Source organism: Nocardiopsis synnemataformans (assembly GCF_965343085.1).
Classification (GTDB): Bacteria; Actinomycetota; Actinomycetes; order Streptosporangiales; family Streptosporangiaceae; genus Nocardiopsis; species Nocardiopsis alborubida.
Genome location: NZ_CBDRFA010000013.1, coordinates 102,975 through 124,592 on the forward strand (window position 1 = coordinate 102,975; position 21,618 = coordinate 124,592).

General features: G+C 71.9%; 25 protein-coding genes. 17 read left to right on the forward strand and 8 right to left on the reverse strand.

The window, feature by feature from the left end:
• Nucleotides 1-90 precede the first annotated feature (90 nt).
• Nucleotides 91-1,338 carry an MFS transporter gene (locus tag ACSIH6_RS10085; protein WP_435107968.1) on the reverse strand — a complete coding sequence of 416 codons (1,248 nt, stop codon included), beginning with the start codon at nt 1,336-1,338 and terminating at the stop codon, nt 91-93.
• A gap of 415 nt (nt 1,339-1,753) precedes the next feature.
• Here ACSIH6_RS10085 and ACSIH6_RS10090 point away from each other — a divergent pair, with 415 nt between their 5' ends.
• The 4 genes from ACSIH6_RS10090 to ACSIH6_RS10105 all read left to right on the forward strand — a co-directional run bounded on the left by ACSIH6_RS10090 (nt 1,754) and on the right by ACSIH6_RS10105 (nt 4,540).
• A complete protein-coding gene (locus ACSIH6_RS10090; RefSeq protein WP_435107969.1) occupies nt 1,754-2,416 on the forward strand; it encodes a hypothetical protein in 663 nt (220 codons plus the stop codon).
• 10 nt (nt 2,417-2,426) lie between these two features.
• On the forward strand, nt 2,427-2,843 hold the full coding sequence (locus tag ACSIH6_RS10095; RefSeq protein ID WP_435107970.1) for a phage holin family protein: 417 nt from the start codon (nt 2,427-2,429) through the stop codon (nt 2,841-2,843).
• The gene (locus ACSIH6_RS10100) at nt 2,819-3,391 is read left to right on the forward strand and encodes a DUF3618 domain-containing protein (protein WP_435107971.1); all 573 of its coding nucleotides are present in this window, start codon (nt 2,819-2,821) and stop codon (nt 3,389-3,391) included. The genes ACSIH6_RS10095 and ACSIH6_RS10100 overlap by 25 nt, the downstream gene beginning before the upstream one ends.
• Before the next feature lie 156 nt (nt 3,392-3,547).
• A complete protein-coding gene (locus tag ACSIH6_RS10105; RefSeq protein WP_435107972.1) occupies nt 3,548-4,540 on the forward strand; it encodes a YihY/virulence factor BrkB family protein in 993 nt (330 codons plus the stop codon).
• Between the two features lie 146 nt (nt 4,541-4,686).
• On the opposite strand, the gene ACSIH6_RS10110 is transcribed toward ACSIH6_RS10105, so the two are convergent.
• Entirely contained in the window at nt 4,687-5,574 is an 888-nt protein-coding gene (locus ACSIH6_RS10110) for a LysR family transcriptional regulator (protein ID WP_435107973.1), read from the reverse strand.
• Between the two features lie 316 nt (nt 5,575-5,890).
• Here ACSIH6_RS10110 and ACSIH6_RS10115 point away from each other — a divergent pair, with 316 nt between their 5' ends.
• Nucleotides 5,891-6,655 carry an SDR family NAD(P)-dependent oxidoreductase gene (locus ACSIH6_RS10115; protein ID WP_435107974.1) on the forward strand — a complete coding sequence of 255 codons (765 nt, stop codon included), beginning with the start codon at nt 5,891-5,893 and terminating at the stop codon, nt 6,653-6,655.
• A gap of 30 nt (nt 6,656-6,685) precedes the next feature.
• On the opposite strand, the gene ACSIH6_RS10120 is transcribed toward ACSIH6_RS10115, so the two are convergent.
• From ACSIH6_RS10120 to pfkB, 3 genes are all read right to left on the reverse strand, one after another.
• Entirely contained in the window at nt 6,686-6,865 is a 180-nt protein-coding gene (locus tag ACSIH6_RS10120; RefSeq protein ID WP_435107975.1) for a hypothetical protein, read from the reverse strand.
• Nucleotides 6,866-6,996: 131 nt separating this feature from the next.
• Nucleotides 6,997-7,266: an HPr family phosphocarrier protein gene (locus ACSIH6_RS10125; RefSeq protein WP_061080697.1), complete on the reverse strand. Its 270-nt coding sequence runs from the start codon at nt 7,264-7,266 to the stop codon at nt 6,997-6,999.
• A gap of 53 nt (nt 7,267-7,319) precedes the next feature.
• Nucleotides 7,320-8,261: a 1-phosphofructokinase gene (gene pfkB / locus ACSIH6_RS10130; RefSeq protein ID WP_435107976.1), complete on the reverse strand. Its 942-nt coding sequence runs from the start codon at nt 8,259-8,261 to the stop codon at nt 7,320-7,322.
• Between the two features lie 329 nt (nt 8,262-8,590).
• On the opposite strand from pfkB, the gene ACSIH6_RS10135 reads away from it, so the two are divergent.
• The 12 genes from ACSIH6_RS10135 (at nt 8,591) to ACSIH6_RS10190 (ending at nt 19,911) form a co-directional block, all read left to right on the forward strand.
• Nucleotides 8,591-9,352 (forward strand): DeoR/GlpR family DNA-binding transcription regulator, encoded by a 762-nt coding sequence (locus ACSIH6_RS10135; RefSeq protein WP_435107977.1) that lies wholly within the window; start codon nt 8,591-8,593, stop codon nt 9,350-9,352.
• A 132-nt stretch (nt 9,353-9,484) separates the two neighbouring features.
• Nucleotides 9,485-10,594 carry a mannitol-specific PTS transporter subunit IIC gene (gene mtlA, locus ACSIH6_RS10140; protein WP_435107978.1) on the forward strand — a complete coding sequence of 370 codons (1,110 nt, stop codon included), beginning with the start codon at nt 9,485-9,487 and terminating at the stop codon, nt 10,592-10,594.
• The gene (locus ACSIH6_RS10145) at nt 10,594-10,902 is read left to right on the forward strand and encodes a PTS sugar transporter subunit IIBC family protein (protein ID WP_435107979.1); all 309 of its coding nucleotides are present in this window, start codon (nt 10,594-10,596) and stop codon (nt 10,900-10,902) included. Before mtlA ends, ACSIH6_RS10145 begins: the two co-directional genes overlap by 1 nt.
• The gene (locus ACSIH6_RS10150; RefSeq protein WP_435107980.1) at nt 10,892-11,335 is read left to right on the forward strand and encodes a PTS mannitol transporter subunit IIA; all 444 of its coding nucleotides are present in this window, start codon (nt 10,892-10,894) and stop codon (nt 11,333-11,335) included. The genes ACSIH6_RS10145 and ACSIH6_RS10150 overlap by 11 nt, the downstream gene beginning before the upstream one ends.
• A 65-nt stretch (nt 11,336-11,400) precedes the next feature.
• Nucleotides 11,401-12,441: a zinc-dependent dehydrogenase gene (locus tag ACSIH6_RS10155; protein ID WP_435107981.1), complete on the forward strand. Its 1,041-nt coding sequence runs from the start codon at nt 11,401-11,403 to the stop codon at nt 12,439-12,441.
• A 233-nt stretch (nt 12,442-12,674) separates the two neighbouring features.
• A complete protein-coding gene (ptsP, locus tag ACSIH6_RS10160; RefSeq protein WP_435107982.1) occupies nt 12,675-14,378 on the forward strand; it encodes a phosphoenolpyruvate--protein phosphotransferase in 1,704 nt (567 codons plus the stop codon).
• 484 nt (nt 14,379-14,862) lie between these two features.
• Nucleotides 14,863-15,225, forward strand: coding sequence for a hypothetical protein (locus tag ACSIH6_RS10165; RefSeq protein WP_435107983.1), 363 nt, complete (start codon nt 14,863-14,865; stop codon nt 15,223-15,225).
• A gap of 105 nt (nt 15,226-15,330) precedes the next feature.
• Nucleotides 15,331-16,524, forward strand: a complete 1,194-nt coding sequence (locus ACSIH6_RS10170) for a sensor histidine kinase (protein WP_435107984.1) — start codon at nt 15,331-15,333, stop codon at nt 16,522-16,524.
• A gap of 24 nt (nt 16,525-16,548) precedes the next feature.
• Nucleotides 16,549-17,289, forward strand: a complete 741-nt coding sequence (locus tag ACSIH6_RS10175; RefSeq protein WP_435107985.1) for a response regulator — start codon at nt 16,549-16,551, stop codon at nt 17,287-17,289.
• A 208-nt stretch (nt 17,290-17,497) separates the two neighbouring features.
• Nucleotides 17,498-18,400 carry an ABC transporter ATP-binding protein gene (locus ACSIH6_RS10180; protein ID WP_435107986.1) on the forward strand — a complete coding sequence of 301 codons (903 nt, stop codon included), beginning with the start codon at nt 17,498-17,500 and terminating at the stop codon, nt 18,398-18,400.
• Nucleotides 18,397-19,158, forward strand: coding sequence for an ABC transporter permease (locus ACSIH6_RS10185; protein WP_435107987.1), 762 nt, complete (start codon nt 18,397-18,399; stop codon nt 19,156-19,158). Before ACSIH6_RS10180 ends, ACSIH6_RS10185 begins: the two co-directional genes overlap by 4 nt.
• Nucleotides 19,159-19,161: 3 nt before the next feature.
• Nucleotides 19,162-19,911 carry an ABC transporter permease gene (locus tag ACSIH6_RS10190; RefSeq protein WP_435107988.1) on the forward strand — a complete coding sequence of 250 codons (750 nt, stop codon included), beginning with the start codon at nt 19,162-19,164 and terminating at the stop codon, nt 19,909-19,911.
• Between the two features lie 277 nt (nt 19,912-20,188).
• Here ACSIH6_RS10190 and ACSIH6_RS10195 read toward each other — a convergent pair whose 3' ends face one another.
• From ACSIH6_RS10195 to ACSIH6_RS10205, 3 genes are all read right to left on the reverse strand, one after another.
• Nucleotides 20,189-20,314 (reverse strand): hypothetical protein, encoded by a 126-nt coding sequence (locus ACSIH6_RS10195; protein WP_435107989.1) that lies wholly within the window; start codon nt 20,312-20,314, stop codon nt 20,189-20,191.
• A 16-nt stretch (nt 20,315-20,330) separates the two neighbouring features.
• Entirely contained in the window at nt 20,331-20,717 is a 387-nt protein-coding gene (locus ACSIH6_RS10200; protein ID WP_435107990.1) for a DUF1761 domain-containing protein, read from the reverse strand.
• Between the two features lie 282 nt (nt 20,718-20,999).
• Nucleotides 21,000-21,560 (reverse strand): GNAT family N-acetyltransferase, encoded by a 561-nt coding sequence (locus ACSIH6_RS10205; RefSeq protein ID WP_435107991.1) that lies wholly within the window; start codon nt 21,558-21,560, stop codon nt 21,000-21,002.
• Between the last annotated feature and the right edge of the window lie 58 nt (nt 21,561-21,618).

Consider the following 21,618-nt stretch of genomic DNA (forward strand, 5'->3'; position numbering starts at 1 on the left):
ACCCACCGGGAAAGGCACCCGAACGGCGCGTCCCCACCTACTCCTGTCCGCTGTCCGCCCGTCCCGTCCGCCGTCTGCCCTTTCCCACCGCTATCCGCCCATCCCATCCAGTTCCGGCTCGTCCGGGGAGCCCTCCTCCTCGCCCTCGACGAACCGCGTCGACTCCGGGAAGCGCCGGGACAGCAGGACGGTCGCCAGCGCCGCGGCCACCCCGAACCCGGCCACCGCCGTCACCGTCCAGTCCAGCCCGAACAGCTCCCACAGCCACCCGAACGACAGCACGGTCAGCATCCTGACCGCGTTGCCCACCATCCCCAGCATCGCGGACATGGTGCTGCGGTTGGCGTCGGAGAACATCGTCTGCTGCCACACGTGCGACAGCACCACGGCCAAGCCGAGCAGGAACTCCGCCGCCGCCAGCCCCACCACCAACGGCACGGCCCCGTGCGCCGCCAGCACCAGGGGCAGGCTCGAGGAGGCCGCGAAGACGGGTCCCCACACATGGGGCCGGTCGCGCCCCACGAACCGCGAACACGCCGAACCCGCCGCCATGGCCGCCATCATCACCAGCAGCACCAGGCCGTTGAGCCGCACGTCCGCGCCGTGCTCGGCCGCGAGCATCGGCTGCCAGGAGAGCACGAGGGCGGCCAGCCCCGAGACCGACGCCGCCGTCAGGGCCACCAGCGGCACGAAACGCCTGCTCACCACCAGTACGGCCGACTCTCGGACGATCGCGGTGAGCGGACGCCCCGGTTGGCCGGGGGAGCGGGGAAAGCACACCGGCGCCAGCAGCGCCAGCGCCACCAGCACCACGCCGCTCGCGAGTATCAGGGCGTCCGCGGACAGCCAGGCGCCCGCCACCATCACCGAGGCCGCCCCCAGCACCGCGCCGCTGTTCCCCGCCACCTGGACGAACCGCACCGTCCGCGCGATCCGCGCCGGGCGGTCGCGGTCACCGATCCGGTTGACCACGAGCGCGACCAGCGTCCCCGACTGGAGGTGGAAGCCGACCGCCCACAGGTACATGGACGCGAGCGTCAGCGCGAGCCCGTCCGCGTACCCCATCAGCACGAAGCCCGCGCCCCACACGGCGAGTCCCACCGCCAGCAGCCTGCGGTGGCCGTAGCGGTCACCGAGCGCACCGCTGGGGGCCTCCACCAGCAGGGCCACCAGGTTCGTGGAGCCGAGCATCAACCCCAGCAGCCACGGATCCGCCCCGCGTCCCAGCAGGACCGTGACGAAAACCGCGCCGAAAAGGAAATCGGCCGAAGCGCCGAGAAGGGCGAACGAGGTGTAGCGCAGGAACAATGACGATTCGGCGGTTCTCTCCACGGGCATGGGCGTTTTCCTGGTCGAGGAACGTCGCGGCTCCGATGAGCCCCGTGGTTACGGGGAATTCGCGGTTCCGGAGGGAAATTCCGCCCAAGCTAGCACGCGCGTCCCGGAGCGGCCACGGCTTTTCCCGAACCCGGCGGTGACGCGGCGGCCGACTGGTTTTCCCGAGCCCGGCGACAGCGCGGCGGCCGTTCGAATTCCCCGCTCCCCGCTCCCCGCGGCGGCGGACTCCCCGAGCCCGACGGCGACGCGGCGGCCGATCGCCGCACGAGGCGGCCCCCGGAGACGCCAGCCCGCGCCCCGGTGACCTGGAACGACGTTTTGTGTGAAGTGCGGCGTTTCGGTGTGCATGACCGGGCGGGGCCGGGGTAGTCGCGGTGCCAACCGAGCAACAGGCCGACTCCAAGGAGGCTTGGCGATGCAGTCACACGAGGGAAGAGGCGGACTCGGGGATACGGGCGGCCGCCTGACCGACACCGCTCGCGGGGCGGCGGGCGAAGTCGCCTCCACGGCGGGGGACCAGGCGCGCTCCCTGGCGGACGAGGCCCGGTCCGAGGCCCGACACGTCGCCGACGACGTCCAGACCCGCCTGCGTGAGGAAGTCCAGGAACAGACCCAGCGCACGTCGCAGAACCTGCGCCAGTGGTCCGAGGAACTGTCGTCCATGGCGGACAGCGGGGAGCAGGGATCCCCGGTGAGCGGTGCCGTGCGTCAGATCGCCCACAGCGGCCGCGGGGCCGCCGACTTCCTGGACGAACGCGGAATGGAAGGTCTGGTGGAGGAGGCCAGGAGCTTCGCGCGCCGCAGGCCCGTCGCCTTCCTGGCCGGTGCCGCCATCGCCGGGTTCGCGCTCGGGCGCGTCCTCAAGGCCTCGTCCGACATCTCCGCGGGCAGGGAAGGGGTCGGTGACAGCCGTCCCGAGGCGCTCCCCGCCGGTGAGCGGGTCCGTCCGCCCGCACCGCGCCTGAGCGAGACCGACCAGGACGAGGGGAGCGCGTCCTCCCGTCCGCCCGTCACACCCCGGCCGGAGGACATCGGTCCGCCACCGCCGGATCCGGGGCCGCGGGGACGCACGTTCTGAGGGGGCTGACATGGCGACCATTCCCGGAGCACGGCGGGAGACGGGCGAGGAGGAGCAGTCCTTCTCCGAACTCCTCGGCGCGGTGACCGGAGACCTACAGACGCTGTTCCGCCAGGAACTCGCGCTGGCCAAGGCCGAGATGCGCGAGGAGGCGGTCAAGACCGGCAAGGCCGCAGGCCTGCTGAGCGGGGCCGCGGTGGCCGGATACCTGGCCCTGCTGCTGCTCAGCCTCGCGGTGATGTTCGGCCTGGCGGAGCTCATCGGCCTGGGCTGGGCCGCGCTGGTCGTCGCGGTGGTGTGGGCGATCGTCGGCGCTGCCTTGGCCGTCGTGGGCCGCAACCGCATGCGCGAGGTCTCTCCGAAACCGGAACGCACCATCGAGACCCTCAAGGAGGACGCGCAATGGGCGAAACACCCGACCAGATAAGGCAGGACATCGAGCGGACCCGCTCGGAGCTGACCCACGACACCGACCGCCTGGTGGACCACGCCAACCCGCGCAACGTCGTGCACCGGCGCACCCGCAAGGTCCGGCACGGGACGCGGGACCTGAAGGACCGGGTCATGGGTTCGGCCCTCTCGTCCGGAGAGGCGGCCGAGGGGATCCGGCACACCACCGACCAGGCGGTCGGCATGGCGAAGTCACTGCCGGAGCGGGCCGTGCACCAGACCCAGGGCAACCCCATCGCCGCGGGGCTGATCGCCTTCGGGGCCGGTCTCCTGGCCGCGTCCGTCCTCTCCGAGAGCCGTGCGGAGCAGCGCGCGGCCCGCCGGGTGGGCGAGCACGCCGACGCGATCGAACCGGCCCGCCAGGCGGTCGCGGAGTCGGCCGCCCACGTGAAGGAGCAGGCGGTGGAGTCCGCGCGGACCGCGGGGGAGCACCTCAAGGGCAGCGCCTCGGAGGCCGCGCAGACCACGGGCGAGCAGGCCCGCCACGAGGCCATGTCCGCGAAGGACGAGATGCGCGGTTCCTGAGTCCCACCCCGGCCCGGAGGAACGCCTCCGGGCCGGGACGCCGCCCGGGTGTGTCCGCGCGGCGGGGAAGCGCGGCGGGGCGAGGGGCCGAGGGCCCTTCGCCCCGCCTCCTCCAGGGCCCCGGTCCCCGGGACCGGTGAGGAAAGGAGCGGGAAGATGGTGGGACGCGACTCCTCGGACGCCTACGACGGCCGTTCCTCTCCGGAGGAGGCCGAGAAACCGACCGACATGTCGGCGTCGTCGTGGTGGGCGTCGCTGCGCCGGACCGTCGGCGAGTTCAAGGAGGACGCGCTGGCCGACCTGGCCGCCGGACTCACCTACTACGCGATCCTGTCGCTCTTCCCGGCACTGCTCGTGCTGGTGTCGCTGCTCGGCCTGGCGGGGCCCTCCGCGACACGGACCCTGACCGAGAACATCTCCGCCACCATGCCCGCCGACGCCGCGGGGCTGGTGACGACGGCCATCGAGAACCTCCAGGGCAACCAGGCGGCCGCGGGCGTGTTCGGCCTGGTCAGCCTGGCGATCGCCCTGTGGTCGGCCTCCGGCTACATCGCGGCCTTCATGCGCGCCTCCAACGTCGTCTACGACGTGCCCGAGGGGCGCCCCATCTGGAAGACGCTGCCGATCCGCGTCGGCGTCACCCTGCTGATGGTCGTCCTGCTGTCCCTGACCGTGGTCGGCGTCGCCCTCACCGGCAGCGCCGCGGCCTGGGTCGGGCAGCTGCTGGGCCTGGGCTCGACCGTGGTGACGGTGTGGAACATCGCGAAGTGGCCGGTGCTGCTGCTCATCGTGGTGTTCATGATCGCGCTCCTGTACTGGGCCTCGCCCAACGCCAAGCGCGGGTTCCGCTGGGTCAGCCCGGGGAGCGTGCTGGCGGTCGTGATCTGGCTGCTCGCCTCGGCCGCCTTCGCCTTCTACGTGGCCAACTTCGCGTCCTACGACAGGACCTACGGGACGATGGCGACGGTGATCGTCTTCCTGGTGTGGCTGTGGATCACCAACATCGCGATCCTGCTCGGCGAGGAGTTCAACGCCGAGATCGAACGCGGACGCGCCATCTCCGGCGGCCAGCCGGTGGACGAGGAGCCCTACGTCGACATGCGCGACGTTCCCAAGAAGAAGCACCGGGCCCACCACGAGCAGGAGTGAGGGACCCGGGCCGCGGCGACGGGCGCGCCCCCTCAGCGTGATCTTGTACTCATAGCGAGTCTGGGCCGTCGAACCTCGCTACAGGTACAAGATCATCCCAGGTCAGAGCCCCATGCTTCACGCTGATAACAGACCCGGCCAGCTCACTAACCCAGGGTCTCGGCGAGGGCGGCGGCCAGGACCGGCACGCTCGGATGCCGGTCCCCGCGCGGCCACACCAGGCCGAGGGAGGACTCCGGCAGGCCGTTGACCGGGACGAGGACGAGTTCGTCCCGGTCGGCGTGGTCCGCCACGTCCCCGCTCAGCAGCATGGCCCCCCGTCCCGCCGCGACCTGGGAGAACCCCTCCCGCAGGGTGTCCACGCCGGTCTCGTGGTGGATGGTCCTGCCCAGAGGGGTGAGGGTGGGGGCGTGGACGCGCAGCCAGTGGTCGGGGGTCCGCCGGACCGGGATGAGCGAGACCCGGGCCATGTCCTCGACCCCGACGCCGGGGCGCGAGGCGAGGGGATGGTCGGCGGGCAGCGCGAGCCGCTGCGGCTGCCGGGAGAAGACCGCCCCCACGACCAGGTCGCGTTCGCGCACCGGCAGCAGGACGACGGCGGCGTCGACCTCACCCTCGCGCAGCGGACTGAACGGGTCCGAGTGCGCCGTCTCCACGATCCGCACCCGCGTGCCGGGCTCGCGCTCCTCGAATGCGCGCACCGCCTCGGCCACCGGGCCGTGCACCCTTCCCCGGAATCCGAGGCGGACCAGGGACGGCCCGCCGTGGGCGCGGTCGCGCGCGCCGTCCACCACCGCCGCCAGGTTCTGGTAGGCGGGCCGCAGGGCGTCGAGGAACTCCTCGCCGAACGGGGTGAGGCACAGGCGCGGGCCCGCGCGGTCCAGGAGAGGGGCGCCGATCCGGTCCTCCAGGGCGCGCAGCAGCCGGTCCACCGTGTCCGCGGGCACACCCAGCCGCACCGCGGCGTGTCCGGGGTGCAGCTCCTCGGTCAGGACGAGGAAGCACTCCAGCTCCCGGATCTCGATACCCCGCAACCGGTCCGTCCCCCCTCGTGTCCGCCGACATGGCGCGCGCCGCCCCCGACACGCGTCGGGCCGGCGAGCATCCCTCATAGAAGCACGGGACGCGTCCCGCCCGGTCGACCGGCTCTCGTGTGGCGAAGGGGCGCGGCGAAAGGCGGACCCGCGCGGTGCTCGGTCCGTGGGGTTGTGCGCGTGTATGACACCCCTCGGTCCGGGGCGTCACGGCCGCCGCTGGGACCCGTGGGCCCGGGCGGCCCCCTCCTCCCGACGGGCCGGGTACGGCCACCGGATACGCTCGGCGCGACAGCGACTTCCGGGAGGAACCACCATGTCAGCGACCGCCGTCGTCACCGGAGCCAGCAGCGGGATCGGGGCCGCCACCGCGCGCGGCCTCGCCGAGGAGGGCTACGACGTGGTCCTGGTCGCCCGCCGCGCCGACCGGATCGAGGCGCTGGCGAAGGAACTGGCCGAGGAGGGCCGCGGCGCCCGCGCCCACGTCCTCGACGTCACCGACAGGGCTGCCGTCGACGCCTTCGCCGACTCCCTGTCCTCGTGCGAGGTCCTGGTCAACAACGCGGGCGGCGCCATCGGCACCGAGACCGTCGCCGAGGCCGCCCCCGCCGACTGGCGCGCCATGTACGAGGTCAACGTCATCGGCGTGCTCAACATGACCCAGGCCCTGCTGCCCAAGCTGATCGCCAGCGGGGACGGCACCGTGCTGGTCGTCTCCTCCACGGCGGGCCACGTGGCCTACGAGGGCGGCGGCGGGTACGTGGCCGCCAAGCACGGCGCGCACTCCCTGGCCGCCACGCTGCGCCTGGAGCTGTGCGGGGAGCCGGTGCGCGTGCTGGAGGTCGCGCCGGGCATGGTCAGGACCGAGGAGTTCGCCCTCAACCGGATGCGCGGGGACTCCGGCGCCGCCGACGCCGTCTACGCCGGTGTGCCCGACCCGCTGACCGCCGGGGACGTCGCCGACACCATCGTGTGGGCGGTCACGCGGCCCCCGCACGTGAACATCGACCTGCTCGTGGTGCGCCCGCGCGCGCAGGCCGCCCAGCACAAGGTCCACCGCGTCGCGCGGGGAGAGGCATAGGGGCAGCCCTTCGGCCCGGCCCCACGGGGCTCAGGCCTCCGCGCCGCCGGACGCGCACTCGGCGCAGTCGCAGTAGTTCGTCGTGGACATGGAACGGCACCGGGTGCAGATCTGCCGCTTCGCCCCGGGGGGATCGTGCTTCCAGTCGTGCTGCCCCCGCCTGCAGATCCCCGAGGGGCCGATGACGGTGTCGTCACGTGAGTTGTCCATGGCAGCAAGGTAGCCCCGGCCGACCCCGAAGACCAGGGTCGGGCGGCCCCGTGCCCCGTCGGGGCCGCCCCCCGTCCGGGGGACGGCCCGTGTCCGGGCGGGGGCCGGGCGGGGGCCGGGCGGAGCCCGGATCAGGCGTCGAGTTCCCGGGACAGCATCTCCACCAGCTCGTCCAGGACCTTGTCCGCGTTCTCCTGCTCCTCGCAGGACAGGGTGACCGTCTCGCCGTGTTTGACGCCCAGCGCCATCACCGCGAGCACGCTGCGCGCGTCCACGGGGTCCTGGCCCTCACGGGCGACCTTGACGGGCAGGCCGGAGCCGTTGACGGCCTGGACGAACAGGCTGGCGGGGCGGGCGTGCAGGCCGAGCTGGGAGGCGATGGCCACGGTGCGCTGGGGCATGTCAGTCCTAGGGAAGTCGTCGGGAGATCGTCGGGTGGGCGGGGAGGCCCGGGTCAGAGCGTGTCGACCGGCCACTGCGGGTCGGGGTCGGCCACCGCGGTGATCGCGTCGGCGGCCACGTCGTCGGGGGAGGGGACGGTGGTTCCGGGCAGGGAGACCGCGGCCGTCCCCCACGCCACGGCGTGCCGCAGCCGGTCCTCGGGGGAGCCGTCCGTGCCCAGGAACCCGGCCAGGGAGCAGTCGCCCGCGCCCACCGTGCTGCGCGTGCGGACCCGGGGCCCGCGCGCCCACCAGGTGTGCTCGGGATCCACGAGTATCGCACCGTGGCCCCCCAGTGTCACCAGGGCGGAGCCGTTGCCCCACCCCAGGACCTCGCGGGCGGCCTCGGTGACCGCGCCCACGGTGGGCAGTTCCCGGCCGATCAGCTCGGCCAGCTCCTCGTGGTTGGGCTTGAGCAGGGACACCGACCCCGCGCGGGCCGCCGCCTCCAGGGGTTTGCCGGAGGTGTCCAGGGCCAGCGGGACCCCGTGGGAGGCGGCCAGTTCGGCGACGCGCACGTACAGGTCGTCGGGGGTGCCGGAGGGAAGGCTGCCGCTGGCCACCACCCACACGGGTCCCCGGTCCAGCTCGCCCTCCAGGGCGGCGAGCAGGGCGTCGGTCTCCTCGGGGGAGAGCACGGGGCCGGGTGCGTTGAGCTTGGTGGTGGTGCCGTCGTCCTCGGTGACGGCGATGTTGCCCCGGGTCTCGCCCTCGATGGGGACGGCGACGCAGGGCAGGTCCCCGAGCAGTGTGGTCAGTTCGGCGCCTCCGCCGCCGCCCACGGGTAGGACCGCCGTGGTGGGCACGCCGGCGCGGCGTAGCGCGCGGGAGACGTTGACGCCCTTGCCGCCCGCCTGCGCGCGGGTGGAGCCCACGCGCAGGACCTCACCGCGGGTCAGGTGGCTGACCTCCAGGGTGTGGTCCACGCTCGGGTTGGGGGTGAGGGTCAGGATCATGGGTGCTCTTTTCGAGGTGGCTGCGCCCGGCCCGGTCCGGATGTGGGACTACCTTTGATTATGTGTGTTTATCTGCGTGTGTCAATGCTGTTGTGTCCTGGTTTCCGGTTCTGGCCACTGTCGGTCACGGGTGGAGGAGGCTCGCGTCACCGGTGTCCGGGTGCGCGGGTGCAGTGGAGGGAGAGGAAACGCTCCTGGTGGGTTCGGGCGGAGCAAGGGGCTTCGCGTCGAGCGGTGTTGCTGGGATATTGGTTCAAGGTACCTCTTGTGTGTCCCAGGCAACACCACTAAACTCACAGAAAACCACACCGAAACACAGGTGATCCAACATGTACGCGGAAGAGCGCCAGAAGGCGATCCTCGAACGCGCCCGGCGGGACGGCCGGGTCGACGTCACGGGGCTTGCCGCGGAGTTCGACGTCACCTACGAGACCATCCGGCGCGACCTCACGGCACTCGAACGCCACGGGGTCCTGCGCAGGGTCCACGGTGGCGCGATCCCCGTCGAGCGGCTGGGCTTCGAGCCCGCCCTCAACGTGCGCGACTCCGTCATGACGCAGGAGAAGGAGCGGATCGCCAAGGCGGCCCTGGCCGAACTCCCCGAGGAGGGCGCCATCCTGCTCGACGCCGGTTCCACCACCGGACGCCTCGCCGAGCAGCTGCCCTCCGACCGCGAACTCACCGTCGTCACCAACTCCCTGTCCATCGCCCTCACACTCGCCCCACGCACCCACATCAACCTCATGCTGCTCGGCGGACGCCTGCGCACCCGCACCCAGGCCACCGTCGACGCCTGGGCGCTGCGCTCCCTCGCCGAGTCCTACGTCGACGTCGCCTTCATGGCGGCCAACGGCATCTCCACCGAACGCGGGCTCACCACCCCCGACCCCGCTGAGGCGGAGGTCAAACGGACCATGATCGCCTCGGCCCGCCGCTGCGTCCTGCTCGCCGACCACACCAAGGTCGGCAACGACCACTTCGCCCGTTTCGCCGCGGTCGAGGACCTCGACCTGGTCATCACCGACACCGGTCTCGCCAGCGGTCTCGCCGACGAACTGGAGGCCGCCGGACCCCGGGTCCAGGTGGTCTGACCAGAGCGGGACACCGAGCGGGGCGGTTCCACCGTCCGGGACCGCCCCGCCCGGACGCCCCGCGCCCACCCACTTCCCCTCCCCATCTCATCGGCGGGCTGCCCGCCCGTCGCACCTCCCAGGAGGTCCCCCATGACCACACAACAGCAGAGCACGGACAGACTCGCCTCGGTGCGCTCCGGAGTACAGCGCTTCGGAGGCTTCCTGTCGAGCATGGTGATGCCCAACATCGGCGCGTTCATCGCCTGGGGCCTCATCACCGCCCTGTTCATCCCCGACGGGTGGTGGCCCAACGAGCAGATGGCCGGGCTCGTCGACCCGATGATCAAGTACCTGCTGCCGCTGCTGATCGCCTACACCGGCGGCGCGCTGGTGCACGACAGGCGCGGTGGCGTGGTCGGCGCGGCCGCGACCATGGGCGTGATCGTCTCCGCGGACATCCCGATGTTCCTGGGCGCGATGTTCATGGGGCCGTTCGCGGCCTACCTCATGAAGCACTTCGACCGGGTCGTCCAGCCGCGCATCAAGGCCGGCTTCGAGATGCTGGTCAACAACTTCAGCGCCGGCATCCTCGCGGCGCTCCTGGCGGCCCTGGGCGTCTACGCGGTCGGCCCGGTGGTGGAGCGCATCGCCGAGGGCCTGGGCGCGGGCGTGCAGTTCCTCATCGACCTGAGCCTGCTGCCGCTGGTCTCGGTCATCGTCGAACCCGCCAAGGTGCTGTTCCTCAACAACGCCATCAACCACGGCGTCTTCACCCCGCTGGGCACGGCCCGCGCGCTCGCCGACGGCCGCGCCATCGAGTTCCTCATCGAGTCGAACCCCGGACCGGGCCTGGGCATCCTGCTGGCCCTGATGTTCTTCGGCTCCAAGGTCAGCCGCGCCACCGCGTCCGGAGCCGCCGTCATCCACTTCTTCGGCGGGATCCACGAGATCTACTTCCCGTACATCCTCGCCCAGCCCAAGCTGATCCTCGCCGCGATCGGCGGCGGCATGTCCGGCGTCGCGACCTTCATGATCCTGGACGCCGGGCTCATCTCCGCCGCCTCCCCCGGCAGCATCATCGCGATCATGGCGGTCACCCCGCCGGGGGGCCACCTGTCGGTCCTGGCCGGGGTCGTCGCCGCCACCATCGTCTCCTTCGTCATCGCCTCGTTCCTGCTCGGCTTCGGCCGGTCCGAGCGCAAGGTCGAGCGTGAGGAGAAAGCCCAGCAGGAAGCCGCCCAGAACCAGGAGAACAGCTGATGAGCAGTATCGAGGGCTCCGCCATCAAGAAGGTCGTCGTCGCCTGCGACGCGGGCATGGGCAGCAGCGTCCTGCTCACCTCGCAGCTGAGCAAGACCCTGTCCCCGCACGGCGTGACCGTCGAGCACTCCCCGGTCGACCGGATCCCCGAGGGCGCCGACGTGGTCCTGTGCCACACCGGGCTGGTCGACCGGGCCCGGACCCGGGTACCCGGCACCGTCGTGATCAGTTTCCAGATGTTCCTGGGCGACCCGGCGTTCGCCCGCCTGGAGCAGGCCGTGAAGAACGGGAGCACCCTTGCCGAGTGATCTGGCGCTGACCGAGGAGGCCGTGCGGCTGGGCCGCCAGGCCGCCGACCGCGCCGACGCCATCGACCAGTGCGGCGCCCTGCTCGTCGAACTGGGCGCCGTCGAACCCGGCTACGTGCCCGCCATGCACGAGCGGGAGGCCTCCATCCCCACCTTCGTCGGCGAGGGCGTGGCCATCCCGCACGGCACGGACGCCTCGCGGTCCCTGGTCAAGCGCACCGCGCTGGCCGTGGTCCAGTTCCCCGGCGGGGTCGACTGGGGCGGTCCCACCGTCCACGTGGCCATCGGCATCGCCGCCTCCGGAGACGAGCACCTGGGTGTGCTGTCCTCGCTGGCGGGGATCCTCACCGACCCGGAGAAGGCGGCGCGCCTGCGCTCCGCCAGCACTCCGTCCGACGTCGTCGACCTGCTCGGCCCCGTGCAGGACGGCTGAGCCCAACCGAACCACCCGCCGGTCCCCTGCCCCAGGGCCGGCGGGCCCACCAGAAAGGCCCGAACATGCTCGTCGCCCGCTTCTACGCCCCCGGTGACATCCGACTGGAGCAGGCCCCCGAGCCGACCGCCGGACCCGGACAGCTCAAGATCGCCGTCGTCAACTGCTCCACGTGCGGCACGGACGTGAAGATCTCCCGGCACGGACACCACCACATCCGTCCGCCCCGCGTGATCGGCCACGAGATCGCCGGGCGGATCGTCGAGGTGGGCGAGGGCGTCACCGGCTGGGCCGAGGGCGACCGCGTCCAGGTCATCGCCGCCATCCCCTGCGGCACCTGCGCGGAGTGCTCCGACGGCCGTTTCACCGTGTGCTCGCGCCAGGAGTCCATGGGCTACCACTACGACGGCGGCTTCGCCGAGTACATGATCATCCCCGAGTCGGTCCTGGCCGTGGACGGGGTCAACCGCGTCCCCGAGAACATCGACCTGGCCGAGGCCTCCGTCGCCGAGCCGCTGGCGTGCGTGCTCAACGGCCAGGAGATCGCCGGGGTCGGCGAGGGCGACACGGTCGTGGTCATGGGCGCCGGGCCGATCGGCTGCCTGCACGTGCGGCTGGCCCGGGCGCGCGGCGCCGCGAAGGTCTACCTGGTGGACATCAACCGGGGCCGCCTGGACATGTCCGCCGACATCGTCCGGCCCGACGCCGCGGTCTGCGGCGCCGAGACCGACGCCGTGGAGGAGGTGCTCCGCCTGACCGACGGCCGGGGCGCCGACGTGGTCATCACCGCCGCCGCCTCCGGGCGCGCCCAGGAGGACGCGCTGCGCATGGTCTCGCGCAGCGGCCGGATCAGCTTCTTCGGCGGCCTGCCCAAGGACGCGCCGATCATCCAGTTGGACTCCAACGCCGTGCACTACCGGGAGATCTCGATCTTCGGCGCCAACGGCTCCAGCCCCGAGCACAACCGCCGCGCCCTGGAGCTGATCTCCTCCGGCGCCGTGCCGGTGGCCGACCTGATCACCGAGCGGATGTCCCTGTCCGACGTGCACAAGGCCATCGAGACGGTGGCCTCGGGCACCGCGATCAAGGTGACCATCCAGCCGTAACGCGCGTGCGCGAAGGCGGTACCGTCGCCGCCCCGGTGCGGCGACGGTATCCGTCCGCCCGGGGCGGCGGCGTTCCCAGGACGTGCGGGCGCGGTCGCGCCCCCGTCCTCCCGGGTTTTCCACAGGGGCTTCCGCCGCCCGCCCGCCCGGGGTTTCCTGGATACGGGAGTCCTCCCACGGCCGTTCCCGGCCGTGGTCCCTCCCTCTGGCCCTTTCCGACGTACGGAGCGACCATGGCGAAGACCGAACCCCTCCCCGCCGCAGCCGGTGACACCCGGCTGACGGGTATCCCCGCCAGCCCGGGGGCCGCCGTCGGCCCGGTGGCGCGGATGGCCCCACCGCCGTCCCTGCCCGACCAGCGGCCCACCGTCGTCGACGCGGGGGAGGAGGCCGCCCGGGCGCGTCTGGCCCTGGAACAGGTGGCCGACCTGCTCGACAGCCAGGCCGCCGACCTCCAGGGCGACGCGGCGGCCGTGCTGAGCGCCCAGGCGCTCATGGCCCGCGATCCCGAGCTCGCGCGCCGCGCCGCGGAGCGCACCGAGGCCGGGGACCCCGCGGTGTGGGCCGTCCACGCGGCCTGCGGCGCCTACCAGGAGCTGCTCCAGGCGGCGGGGGGCTACCTCGCCGAACGCGCCGCCGACCTCGCCGACATCCGGGACCGCGCGACCGCCGTGCTCCTGGGGCTGCCGATGCCCGGGCTGCCGGACCCCGGCGTCCCCCACGTGCTGGTCGCCGACGACCTCGCGCCCGCCGACACCGTCCAGCTCGACGTCGAGCGGGTGCTCGCCATCGTCACGCGTTACGGCGGGCCCACCAGCCACACGGTCATCCTGGCCCGGTCGCTCGGCATCCCGGCCGTGGTCGGCTGCGCGGGGGCCGCCGAACTGCGGGACGCGACGCCGGTGGCGGTGGACGGTGACGCCGGGACGGTCGAGGTCGAGCCCGACGAGGGGCTCGCCGAGCGGATGCGCGAGCGCGCCGAACGGCGACGCGCCCTGCTGGCCGGAGCCACCGGCCCGGGCCGGACCGCCGACGACGTCCCGGTCGCGCTGCTGCTCAACGTCGGCGAGGGCGATCCCCGCAAGGCCGGTGCCCACGACAGCGAGGGCGTGGGGCTGCTGCGCACCGAGTTCCTCTTCCTGGAGCGCTCCGACCCGCCCACCGTCGAGGAGCAGACCGCCTCCTACACGGCCCTGTTCCAGGCGTTCGCCGGGCGCACGGTCACGGTGCGGACCCTGGACGCGGGCTCGGACAAGCCCCTGGCCTTCGCGCGGACCGGCCACGAGGACAACCCCGCGCTCGGCGTACGGGGCTTTCGGACCACGCGGGTGCACCCCGACCTGATCACCGACCAGCTCACGGCCATCGCCGCCGCCTGCCGGGAGACCTCCGCCAAGGTCCGGGTGATGGCGCCGATGGTGTCCACGCCCGACGAGGCGGCGGAGTTCGTCTCCCTCGCCCGCGAGGCCGGGCTCGACCAGGTCGGCGTGATGATCGAGGTGCCCGGCGCGGCGCTGCTCGCCGACCGCCTGCTGCCTCGGGTGGACTTCGTGTCGATCGGCACCAACGACCTGGCGCAGTACACCATGGCCACCGACCGGACCCTCGGCGCGCTGCCCGACCTGCTCGACCCCTGGCAGCCCGCGCTGCTCCACCTGGTGGGCACCGTGGGCGGCGCGGGGGAGCGGTCGGGACGTCCGGTGGGGGTGTGCGGCGAGGCCGCCGCCGACCCGCTGCTGGCCCTGGTGCTGGTGGGCCTGGGCGCGACCAGCCTGTCGATGTCCGCGCCCGCGCTGCCCGCCGTGCGCCACGCGCTGGCCCTGCACACCCACAGCGACTGCCGCAGACTGGCCGACCTGGCGGTCGCCGCCTCCAGCGCCGAACAGGCACGGGAGGCGGTCAGGGCCGCCGCCCACCCGGAGGCGGTCGACCGCTGACGCCCACCCGGGCACGCCGTGCGCCCTCCCCCCGCACCTTGGGGATGCGGGAGGGCGCACGGCCCCGGGGCATAGGGTTCCGTGCAAACGGGACAGGAGCACAGTCGGCGACCTCGACGCCAACACACCGGATCCGCGAACAGGGGCGGCTGGGACGGTCGGCAATCCAGCGAAAGCCGCTCCCTGGCCGTCTTGCGAGGGCTAGGGTGTTCACCCTCGACAGCGCATGGATAATGAAGGATCCTGAAGAGGATGGTGTGTTGGGCTACTGGAGAAAGCACCCCAGGAAGGAAGGCCAGGACGCGCTACAGGAGATCCACCAACTGGGTTGGCGGATCGAGGATCCTCCTACCTACTACACGATCAAGTGTCCATGCGGAGATCACCAGCGTCAGGTTCACCTCACTCCATCGAACCCGAACTACTGGAAACAAGCAGTGCGTTACGTGAAGAGAGTGTGCCAACCTGAGGCCGAGGAGGATTCGTGAGCGACATCCAGAACGCCACCCAGCTCTCCCTCCAGTTCGTACTGATCATGGCGCCGGGCAGTGACTCCAGTGACGTGCACGCTCATGGTGAGCGAGTGATGCAGGAGCTGCTCAAGCTGGAACGGTGCAACGAGGACTTCACCGACTCCACAGTGAGCACCGACGCCGCACGGAAAACCATCACGGTAGAGCTTCTGGTGTTCGGTAAGTCCGACACCAACGCAGTCCTCGCAAGAGCACTCGACGTCATCAGGACGGCGGCTCATGCGGCTGGGGGTGCCACGCCGAACTGGCCGTCAGTGAGTGAGCAGCCAGAGCGTGTGAACATGGAGAAGGCACACGATCTGGTGGGTACCTGACCGACCGTTCTGTTGGGACGTTTGAAGGCCTCCACATGCTGTGGGGGCCTTTCTCGTGCCTTCTGTGTAACCGGCGGCCAGGAGCCGGGAACGTAGAATCGGCACATGTTCGGCAGAGTCCGGCGTTGGTCGCGGCGGCACACAACCCTCGTCGACGCGATCCAGGCTGCCCCGCTCCTGCTGCTGTGCCTGATGGCGAGCCTCAACCACGCCGACCCGGACTCCTCCGGCGGCGTCCCCCTGCCCGCCTACCTCGCCGTCACGCTCGCGCTCGTACTGCCGCTGGCGCTGCGGCGCAGGTACCCGCTGGCCGTGTTCGCGCTCCTCGCCGTGGTGGCGCTCCTGCACCTGACCTTCGGCTTCGGCCTGGTCCTGGCCGACTTCGCCGTCCTCATCGCCATGTACACGGTGGCCGCGCACTGTTGGTTCAGGTGGGCGCTGGCCGCGCTGGCCATCGCCGAGGTCGGCCTGGTGCTGATGCTCGCGAGCTTGCCCCACGCTGACTGGGGCGACTGGAACGTGTTCGTCGTCTACACGTTCCTCATCATGCTCCTGTGGGTCACCGGCCTCTACACGAGCGTCCGCCGCAGCTACCTCGTCGGCCTGGAGGAGCGCGCGGAGTGGCTCGAACGCGAGCGTGACGCCCGAGCCCGGGCGGCGATCGCCGAGGAGCGGGCGCGCATCGCCCGCGAACTGCACGACGTGGTGGCCCACAACGTGAGCGTGATGGTGGTGCAGGCCGACGGCGCCGCGTTCGCGATCGACTCCGACCCGGCGCGGGCCAAGGGAGCGCTGGAGACCATCTCGGAGACCGGCCGGACGGCCCTGACCGAGATGCGCGGCATGCTCGGGGTGCTCCGCGACGGCGAACCCGGGGAGGAGTACGCGCCGCGGCCCGGCGTCGAGCGGCTGGAACAGCTGTTCGCGCGGGTGCGCCGCGCAGGACTGCCCGTGGAGTCCACCGTGGAGGGCCAGGCGCGACAGCTGTCGGCGGGGGTGGACCTCGCCGTCTACCGGGTGGTGCAGGAGTCGCTGACCAACACCCTCAAGCACGCCGGTCCGGAGGTCAGGCGCGTTCGGGTACGGCTGCGCTACGGGGACGACACCCTGGAGGTGCGGGTCCTCGACGACGGGCGCGGCGCGTCCGCGCCGGAGGCCGCACGCCCCGGGCGGGGACACGGCCAGATCGGCATGCGCGAGAGGGTGTCGGTGTACGGCGGCTCCGTACGGGCGGGACCGTGCGCGGGCGGAGGCTACGAGGTGGTGGCGCGGCTGCCGTTGCGGCCGGTCACCGCGTGAGCGATTCGAGGAGGGAGCACACCTGTGGGCACACCGGACGGCGGCGCGGGAGGCGTCGGCACGGGAGTGGGGGCGGGAGGCGTCGGCAGGACGGACGCCGTACGCGTCGTGCTCGTCGATGACCAGGAGCTGGTTCGCACGGGCTTTCGCATGGTCCTCGACGCGCAGCCCGACATCGAGGTGGTGGGCGAGGCCGGTGACGGCGACACCGCGCTGGAACTGCTGCGGACCCTGACCGCCGACGTCGCCCTCGTGGACGTCCGGATGCCGCGCATGGACGGCGTGGAGGCGACGCGCCGCATCCGCGCCGCGGGCGGCGGACCGCGGGTGCTGATCCTGACCACCTTCGACCTCGACGAGTACGCCTACGCGGCGTTGAAGGCCGGAGCGAGCGGGTTCCTGCTCAAGGACGCCCGCCCGCCGGACCTGCTGTCGGCGATCCGCTCCGTCCACTCCGGTGACGCGGTGGTCGCCCCCAGCACGACGCGGCGGCTGCTCGACCGCTTCGTCGGCCACCTGCGCGCCGACGACGAGGTCCCGCCCGCCCCCGAGTCCCTCGACGTGCTGACCCCGCGCGAGCGCGAGGTGCTCGCGGTGGTGGCCCGCGGGCTGTCCAACACCGAGATCGCCGAGCTGCTGCACGTGTCCGAGGCCACGGTCAAGACCCACGTGGGGCGGATCCTGACCAAGCTCGACCTGCGCGACCGCGTGCAGGCGGTGGTGCTCGCCTACGAGACCGGCCTGGTGGGCGTCCGCGGGGCCTGAAGCGTTCCGGGTCCCCCGCGCCGCTGCGCGGGAGCCGCTGACCGCGAACCCGGCGGGGACCGGGGCGTGGGGCCGGTGCCCCCGCCCTTCGGCGGGCCGCGCCTACCCCCTGAGTGGCAGAACGGGGCCCGGGTCATCCCGGAGGGGGACGCGCAAGGTCATCCTCCGGCCAGACGACCCGTGGCACCTCGGCGGACACGATGGATCCGTGCCTCCAATGATCACCACCCACGGCCTGAGTAAGAAGTACGGCGACCGCGCGGTCGTCGAGGACCTGGACCTGCACGTACCGGAAGGATGCGTGTACGGCTTCCTCGGCCCCAACGGGTCGGGAAAGTCAACCACCATGAAGATGCTCCTGTCGCTGGTACGCCCCACCACCGGCGAGATCCACGTCATGGGCCGCCCCATGCGGCGTTCCACGCGCCGCGAACTGCTGGGAAGCGTCGGTTCCCTCATTGAGTCCCCACCCGCGTACGCGCACCTCACCGGCGGGGAGAACATGCGCCTGGTGCGGCGGCTGCTGGACCTGAACGACGGCCAGGTGGCCCGGGCGGTGCGCACCGTACGCCTCCAGGGCCACCTCGACAAACGCGTCCGCGACTACTCACTGGGGATGAAGCAGCGGTTGGGCATCGCGATGGCGCTGGCCCGCGAGCCCCGGCTGCTGATCCTGGACGAGCCCACCAACGGCCTCGACCCCGCCGGTATCGACGAGATCCGACGCCTGCTCACGCAGCTGGCCGAACAAGGAACCACCGTGATGGTCTCCAGCCACCTGCTGGGCGAGATCGACCGGACGGCCTCCGTGCTCGGCATCCTCAGCAACGGCCGCATGCTCTTCCAGGGCACGCGGGACCAGTTGCTCGCGCGGTCCACCCCCGACGTGTTGGTCGAAACGACCGAACCCGGACGGGCGAGCGCACTCACCACCCGGTGGGGCGCGGTCCGCGACGGCGGCGCCGTGCGTCTGCCCGGACTCGACCGCGAGGCCACGGCCCGTGTGGTGGCCCACCTCGTCGGCGAACACGTGCCCGTCCACGGTGTGCGCCGCGAAGTCCAGTCCCTGGAGGACGTGTTCATGGACCTCACCGGAGGGCAGGGCCTGTGATCGTCCGTGCCGTGGCCAACGAGTTCGCCAAGATGCGCCGCCTGCGTGTGGCGCCCGTCGCGGGCGTCATGGTGGTCGGAGTGGTCGCGCTGTCGTGCTTCGCCGCGTTGGGCAACCCGGGGTTCCTGGAGTCGGTGGACGACCCCTCCGAGCATCCCTGGCGGTGGCTGCTCGGAGGCATGGCGCTGGCCGTGCCGCTGGTCTCGCCCATCCTGCTGGCGGTGCTGGCCAGCCGACAGGTGGACATCGAGCACCAGGGAAACGGCTGGCTGCTCTCCCAGACCTCGGGCCTGACACCCGGACACCTGTGCCGGGCCAAGTTCGCGGCCACCGGCGCGGTCGTGGCGGCGGCCACCCTGGCCCAGAGCGGCCTGGTGGTCGCGGTCGGCCTGGCGCTGGGCGTCACGGTGGCCCTTCCGGCCGGACAGTGGCTCGGCTACACCGCCGCGGCCGTGGTCGTGAACCTGGTGCTCCTCGCGTTCCACCTCCTCCTGTCGGCGCGCGTCGGCAACCAGCTCGTGGGACTGGGCGTCGGGGTGCTGGGCGTGTTCGTGGCCCTGTCCAGCACGGGAATGCCCGCGTGGCTGGCCCGCCTCCTCCCGCCGTGGGGGTATTACACGCTGGTCACACCCGTCGACGCCCGCGATACCGAGATGGTCTCGCTGGATCCCTCGTATCTGAGCGTCGTCGCCCTCGGGGTCGCGGGCGGCGCACTGTTCATGCTGGTCACCCGCCTGTTCGACCGTCAGGAGGCCTGAGCCATGGGTTCGGTCCGAGCCGAGTTCCTCAAGCTGAAGCGTTCTCTGAGCTGGGTCGTGGTGGTGCTCCTGCCGCTGCTGGCCGTGCTCACCGGAGCGGCCAACACGGTCGTCTCCGGTCAGCCGCTCGAAGACCACTGGCACACCCTGTGGATGCGGGTGGTGGTCTTCTACGGCCTGTTCCCCCTGGCCGTCGGTGTGGCCGTGCTGGCCTCGCTGGTGTGGCGGGTCGAGCACCAGGACGGCAACTGGAACGCGCTGATGGGCCGGAAGGTGTCGAGCTTCCACGTGGTCGTCGGCAAGACGGTCGTGCTCGCCGTGCTCGCGGCGGCGATGCAGGCGGTGCTGGTGGTGGGCGTCATCGTCGTCGGCAAGCTGGTGTTCGCGCTGCCCGGGACGCTGCCGCCCCGGTACCTGCTGGCCAGCGTCGTCATCGTGCTGGCGTGTCTGCCCGTGGCGGCGCTCCAGTCCGGACTGTCGATGCTGATGAGGTCCTTCGCCGCCCCCGTGGCCGTGGCGCTGCTGGGGGCGACCGCGGGGGTGCTGCTGCTGATGACCCGGCTCGAACCCGTGGCGATGACGCTCCCGTACGGGCTGCTCAGCCGGGCGACCCAGCTGGGCACCGGGATGTTCGCGGACACCGGGACCGTCACCACCGGCCTCGTGGCCGTCGTCGTGGTGGTCTCCCTCGGTCTCACGGCGGTGCTGATGGCCGGGGCCTCCGCCGTTCTGGACCGTCGCGACATCCGCTGACGGCGCGCGCGACCCGCGAGTTCGGTTCGCGCGGTCCGTCCAGTCGCCGGGTCTCCGGGTCGCCTGCGCCTCGCTGGTCCGCTCGCTGGAAGCCGGGTGATGTGCTGCGGTTGAGCTGTCCTGGGCGCAGGTGTCAGGAGGGCTGGCGCTGAGCGCGCCACTCCGGGGCGAGCACCGACCAGACCTCCATGTCGTGGCGCTCGCCCCGGTAGACGTAGCTCTCCCGCCGCTGATGGTTCCAGCCAGCAGCCCGCCTCGGCGGTGCCGTGTGCGATGTTCATGTGCGGAAGAGGACGCCGCCGAGCGGCTTGTCGCCTGACCAGATGCCGTAGATGCCTCCGGTGTCGGTCGCGGCCTTCTCCGCGTACGAACGCAGGTAGGACCGGCTCGACTCCAGGTCCACGATGACGACCGGTGGATCAGCGCCAGAAGCCGACGATGGCGGCGATGACCAGTAGTTTTACGAGCCAGTCACCGGCGTGGAGGGCCGCGAGCCTCCACGGCACGTTCTCATGGAAGACCGATCCGGCCAACAGCACGCCGGGGAACCCGACCCACAGCACCAGCCCCAACACCAGCGCGCCCGGTACGCCGACGGCTCCCGTCGCGGAGGCGAGCCAGGCCAGTACCGTCGCCAGGACGAGGTTGCGAACCAGTTCCACGGGCAGCAGCAGCGCCATCGGCTTCGGCTCCGCCGAGGGGCCCAGCTCCTTGAGCTGTTTGGCGAACACGCCGTACCACACACCACTCACGACGAACGCGGCCACGGCCGCCGCTCCGATGGCCAGAAAATTCAGCTCGGGCATCACACTTCTCCTGTCGGGGACGCTCTCACCGCCGCCGGAGCGCAGACATGTCGGTCCTGAGGGGTAACGGCGGCGAATCGGTCTCGCAAGGACAGACCTTGCCGTGCGGCCGAACTCATCGGCCGCTCGCAGGAATGTTGTGAAGCCTGTGACGAGTGAACTCCACATCCATGGAATGAACCCTCGAACGCGCGGCGTAACTGCGACGAGCGGACCGCCTGGGTCCCGTATAGGCGGGGACGGCACTCCTGACGGAGGAGCGGCTGTCCTCGGGCGCAGCCGTCAGGAGGGCTGGCGCTGAGCGCGCCACTCCGGGGCGAGCACCGACCAGACCTCCATGTCGTGGCGCTCGCCCCGGTAGACGTAGCTCTCCCGCAGCACGCCGTCCCGGACCATGCCGAGCCGCCGAGCCACGGCGATGCTGGCCTCGTTCGCTGACGAGGCGTGCCACTCCATCCGGTGGATGCCCCGCTCCTCGACGGCCCAGTCGATGATCAAGCGTGCGGCCCTGGTCACCAGCCCGCGTCCCGCGGCTGACGGTTCCAGCCAGCAGCCTGCCTCAGCGGTGCCGTGCGCGAGGTCCATCGTGCGGAAGAGGACGCCGCCGAGGAGCTTTTCGCCTGACCAGATGCCGTAGATGCCTCCGGTGTCGGTCGCGGCCTTCTCCGCGTACGAACGCAGGTAGGTCCGGCTCGACTCCAGGTCCACGATGACGTCCGGAAGCGCGATGTAGCGTCCGATGAACTCGCGCCCCCGGTCGATGTTGGCCAGGAACTCATCGGCGTGCCGGGGTTCGAGCGGGCGCAGTTCCGTGCCGTCCACATCCAGGGGCAACGCGAACATCGCCAACCTCCTCCATAACCGGTCCGTGCACATGGTGGACGGGATCATCCCATGGCGG

Excerpts from the sequence above, each read along its gene's own strand:
- ACSIH6_RS10085 (WP_435107968.1), bottom strand. The coding sequence starts at position 1,338 with ATGCCCGTGGAGAGAACCGCCGAATCGTCATTGTTCCTGCGCTACACC.
- ACSIH6_RS10090 (WP_435107969.1), top strand. The coding sequence starts at position 1,754 with ATGCAGTCACACGAGGGAAGAGGCGGACTCGGGGATACGGGCGGCCGC.
- ACSIH6_RS10095 (WP_435107970.1), top strand. The coding sequence starts at position 2,427 with ATGGCGACCATTCCCGGAGCACGGCGGGAGACGGGCGAGGAGGAGCAG.
- ACSIH6_RS10100 (WP_435107971.1), top strand. The coding sequence starts at position 2,819 with ATGGGCGAAACACCCGACCAGATAAGGCAGGACATCGAGCGGACCCGC.
- ACSIH6_RS10105 (WP_435107972.1), top strand. The coding sequence starts at position 3,548 with ATGGTGGGACGCGACTCCTCGGACGCCTACGACGGCCGTTCCTCTCCG.
- ACSIH6_RS10115 (WP_435107974.1), top strand. The coding sequence starts at position 5,891 with ATGTCAGCGACCGCCGTCGTCACCGGAGCCAGCAGCGGGATCGGGGCC.
- ACSIH6_RS10120 (WP_435107975.1), bottom strand. The coding sequence starts at position 6,865 with ATGGACAACTCACGTGACGACACCGTCATCGGCCCCTCGGGGATCTGC.
- ACSIH6_RS10125 (WP_061080697.1), bottom strand. The coding sequence starts at position 7,266 with ATGCCCCAGCGCACCGTGGCCATCGCCTCCCAGCTCGGCCTGCACGCC.
- pfkB (WP_435107976.1), bottom strand. The coding sequence starts at position 8,261 with ATGATCCTGACCCTCACCCCCAACCCGAGCGTGGACCACACCCTGGAG.
- ACSIH6_RS10135 (WP_435107977.1), top strand. The coding sequence starts at position 8,591 with ATGTACGCGGAAGAGCGCCAGAAGGCGATCCTCGAACGCGCCCGGCGG.
- mtlA (WP_435107978.1), top strand. The coding sequence starts at position 9,485 with ATGACCACACAACAGCAGAGCACGGACAGACTCGCCTCGGTGCGCTCC.
- ACSIH6_RS10145 (WP_435107979.1), top strand. The coding sequence starts at position 10,594 with ATGAGCAGTATCGAGGGCTCCGCCATCAAGAAGGTCGTCGTCGCCTGC.
- ACSIH6_RS10155 (WP_435107981.1), top strand. The coding sequence starts at position 11,401 with ATGCTCGTCGCCCGCTTCTACGCCCCCGGTGACATCCGACTGGAGCAG.
- ptsP (WP_435107982.1), top strand. The coding sequence starts at position 12,675 with ATGGCGAAGACCGAACCCCTCCCCGCCGCAGCCGGTGACACCCGGCTG.
- ACSIH6_RS10170 (WP_435107984.1), top strand. The coding sequence starts at position 15,331 with ATGTTCGGCAGAGTCCGGCGTTGGTCGCGGCGGCACACAACCCTCGTC.
- ACSIH6_RS10190 (WP_435107988.1), top strand. The coding sequence starts at position 19,162 with ATGGGTTCGGTCCGAGCCGAGTTCCTCAAGCTGAAGCGTTCTCTGAGC.
- ACSIH6_RS10200 (WP_435107990.1), bottom strand. The coding sequence starts at position 20,717 with ATGCCCGAGCTGAATTTTCTGGCCATCGGAGCGGCGGCCGTGGCCGCG.
- ACSIH6_RS10205 (WP_435107991.1), bottom strand. The coding sequence starts at position 21,560 with ATGTTCGCGTTGCCCCTGGATGTGGACGGCACGGAACTGCGCCCGCTC.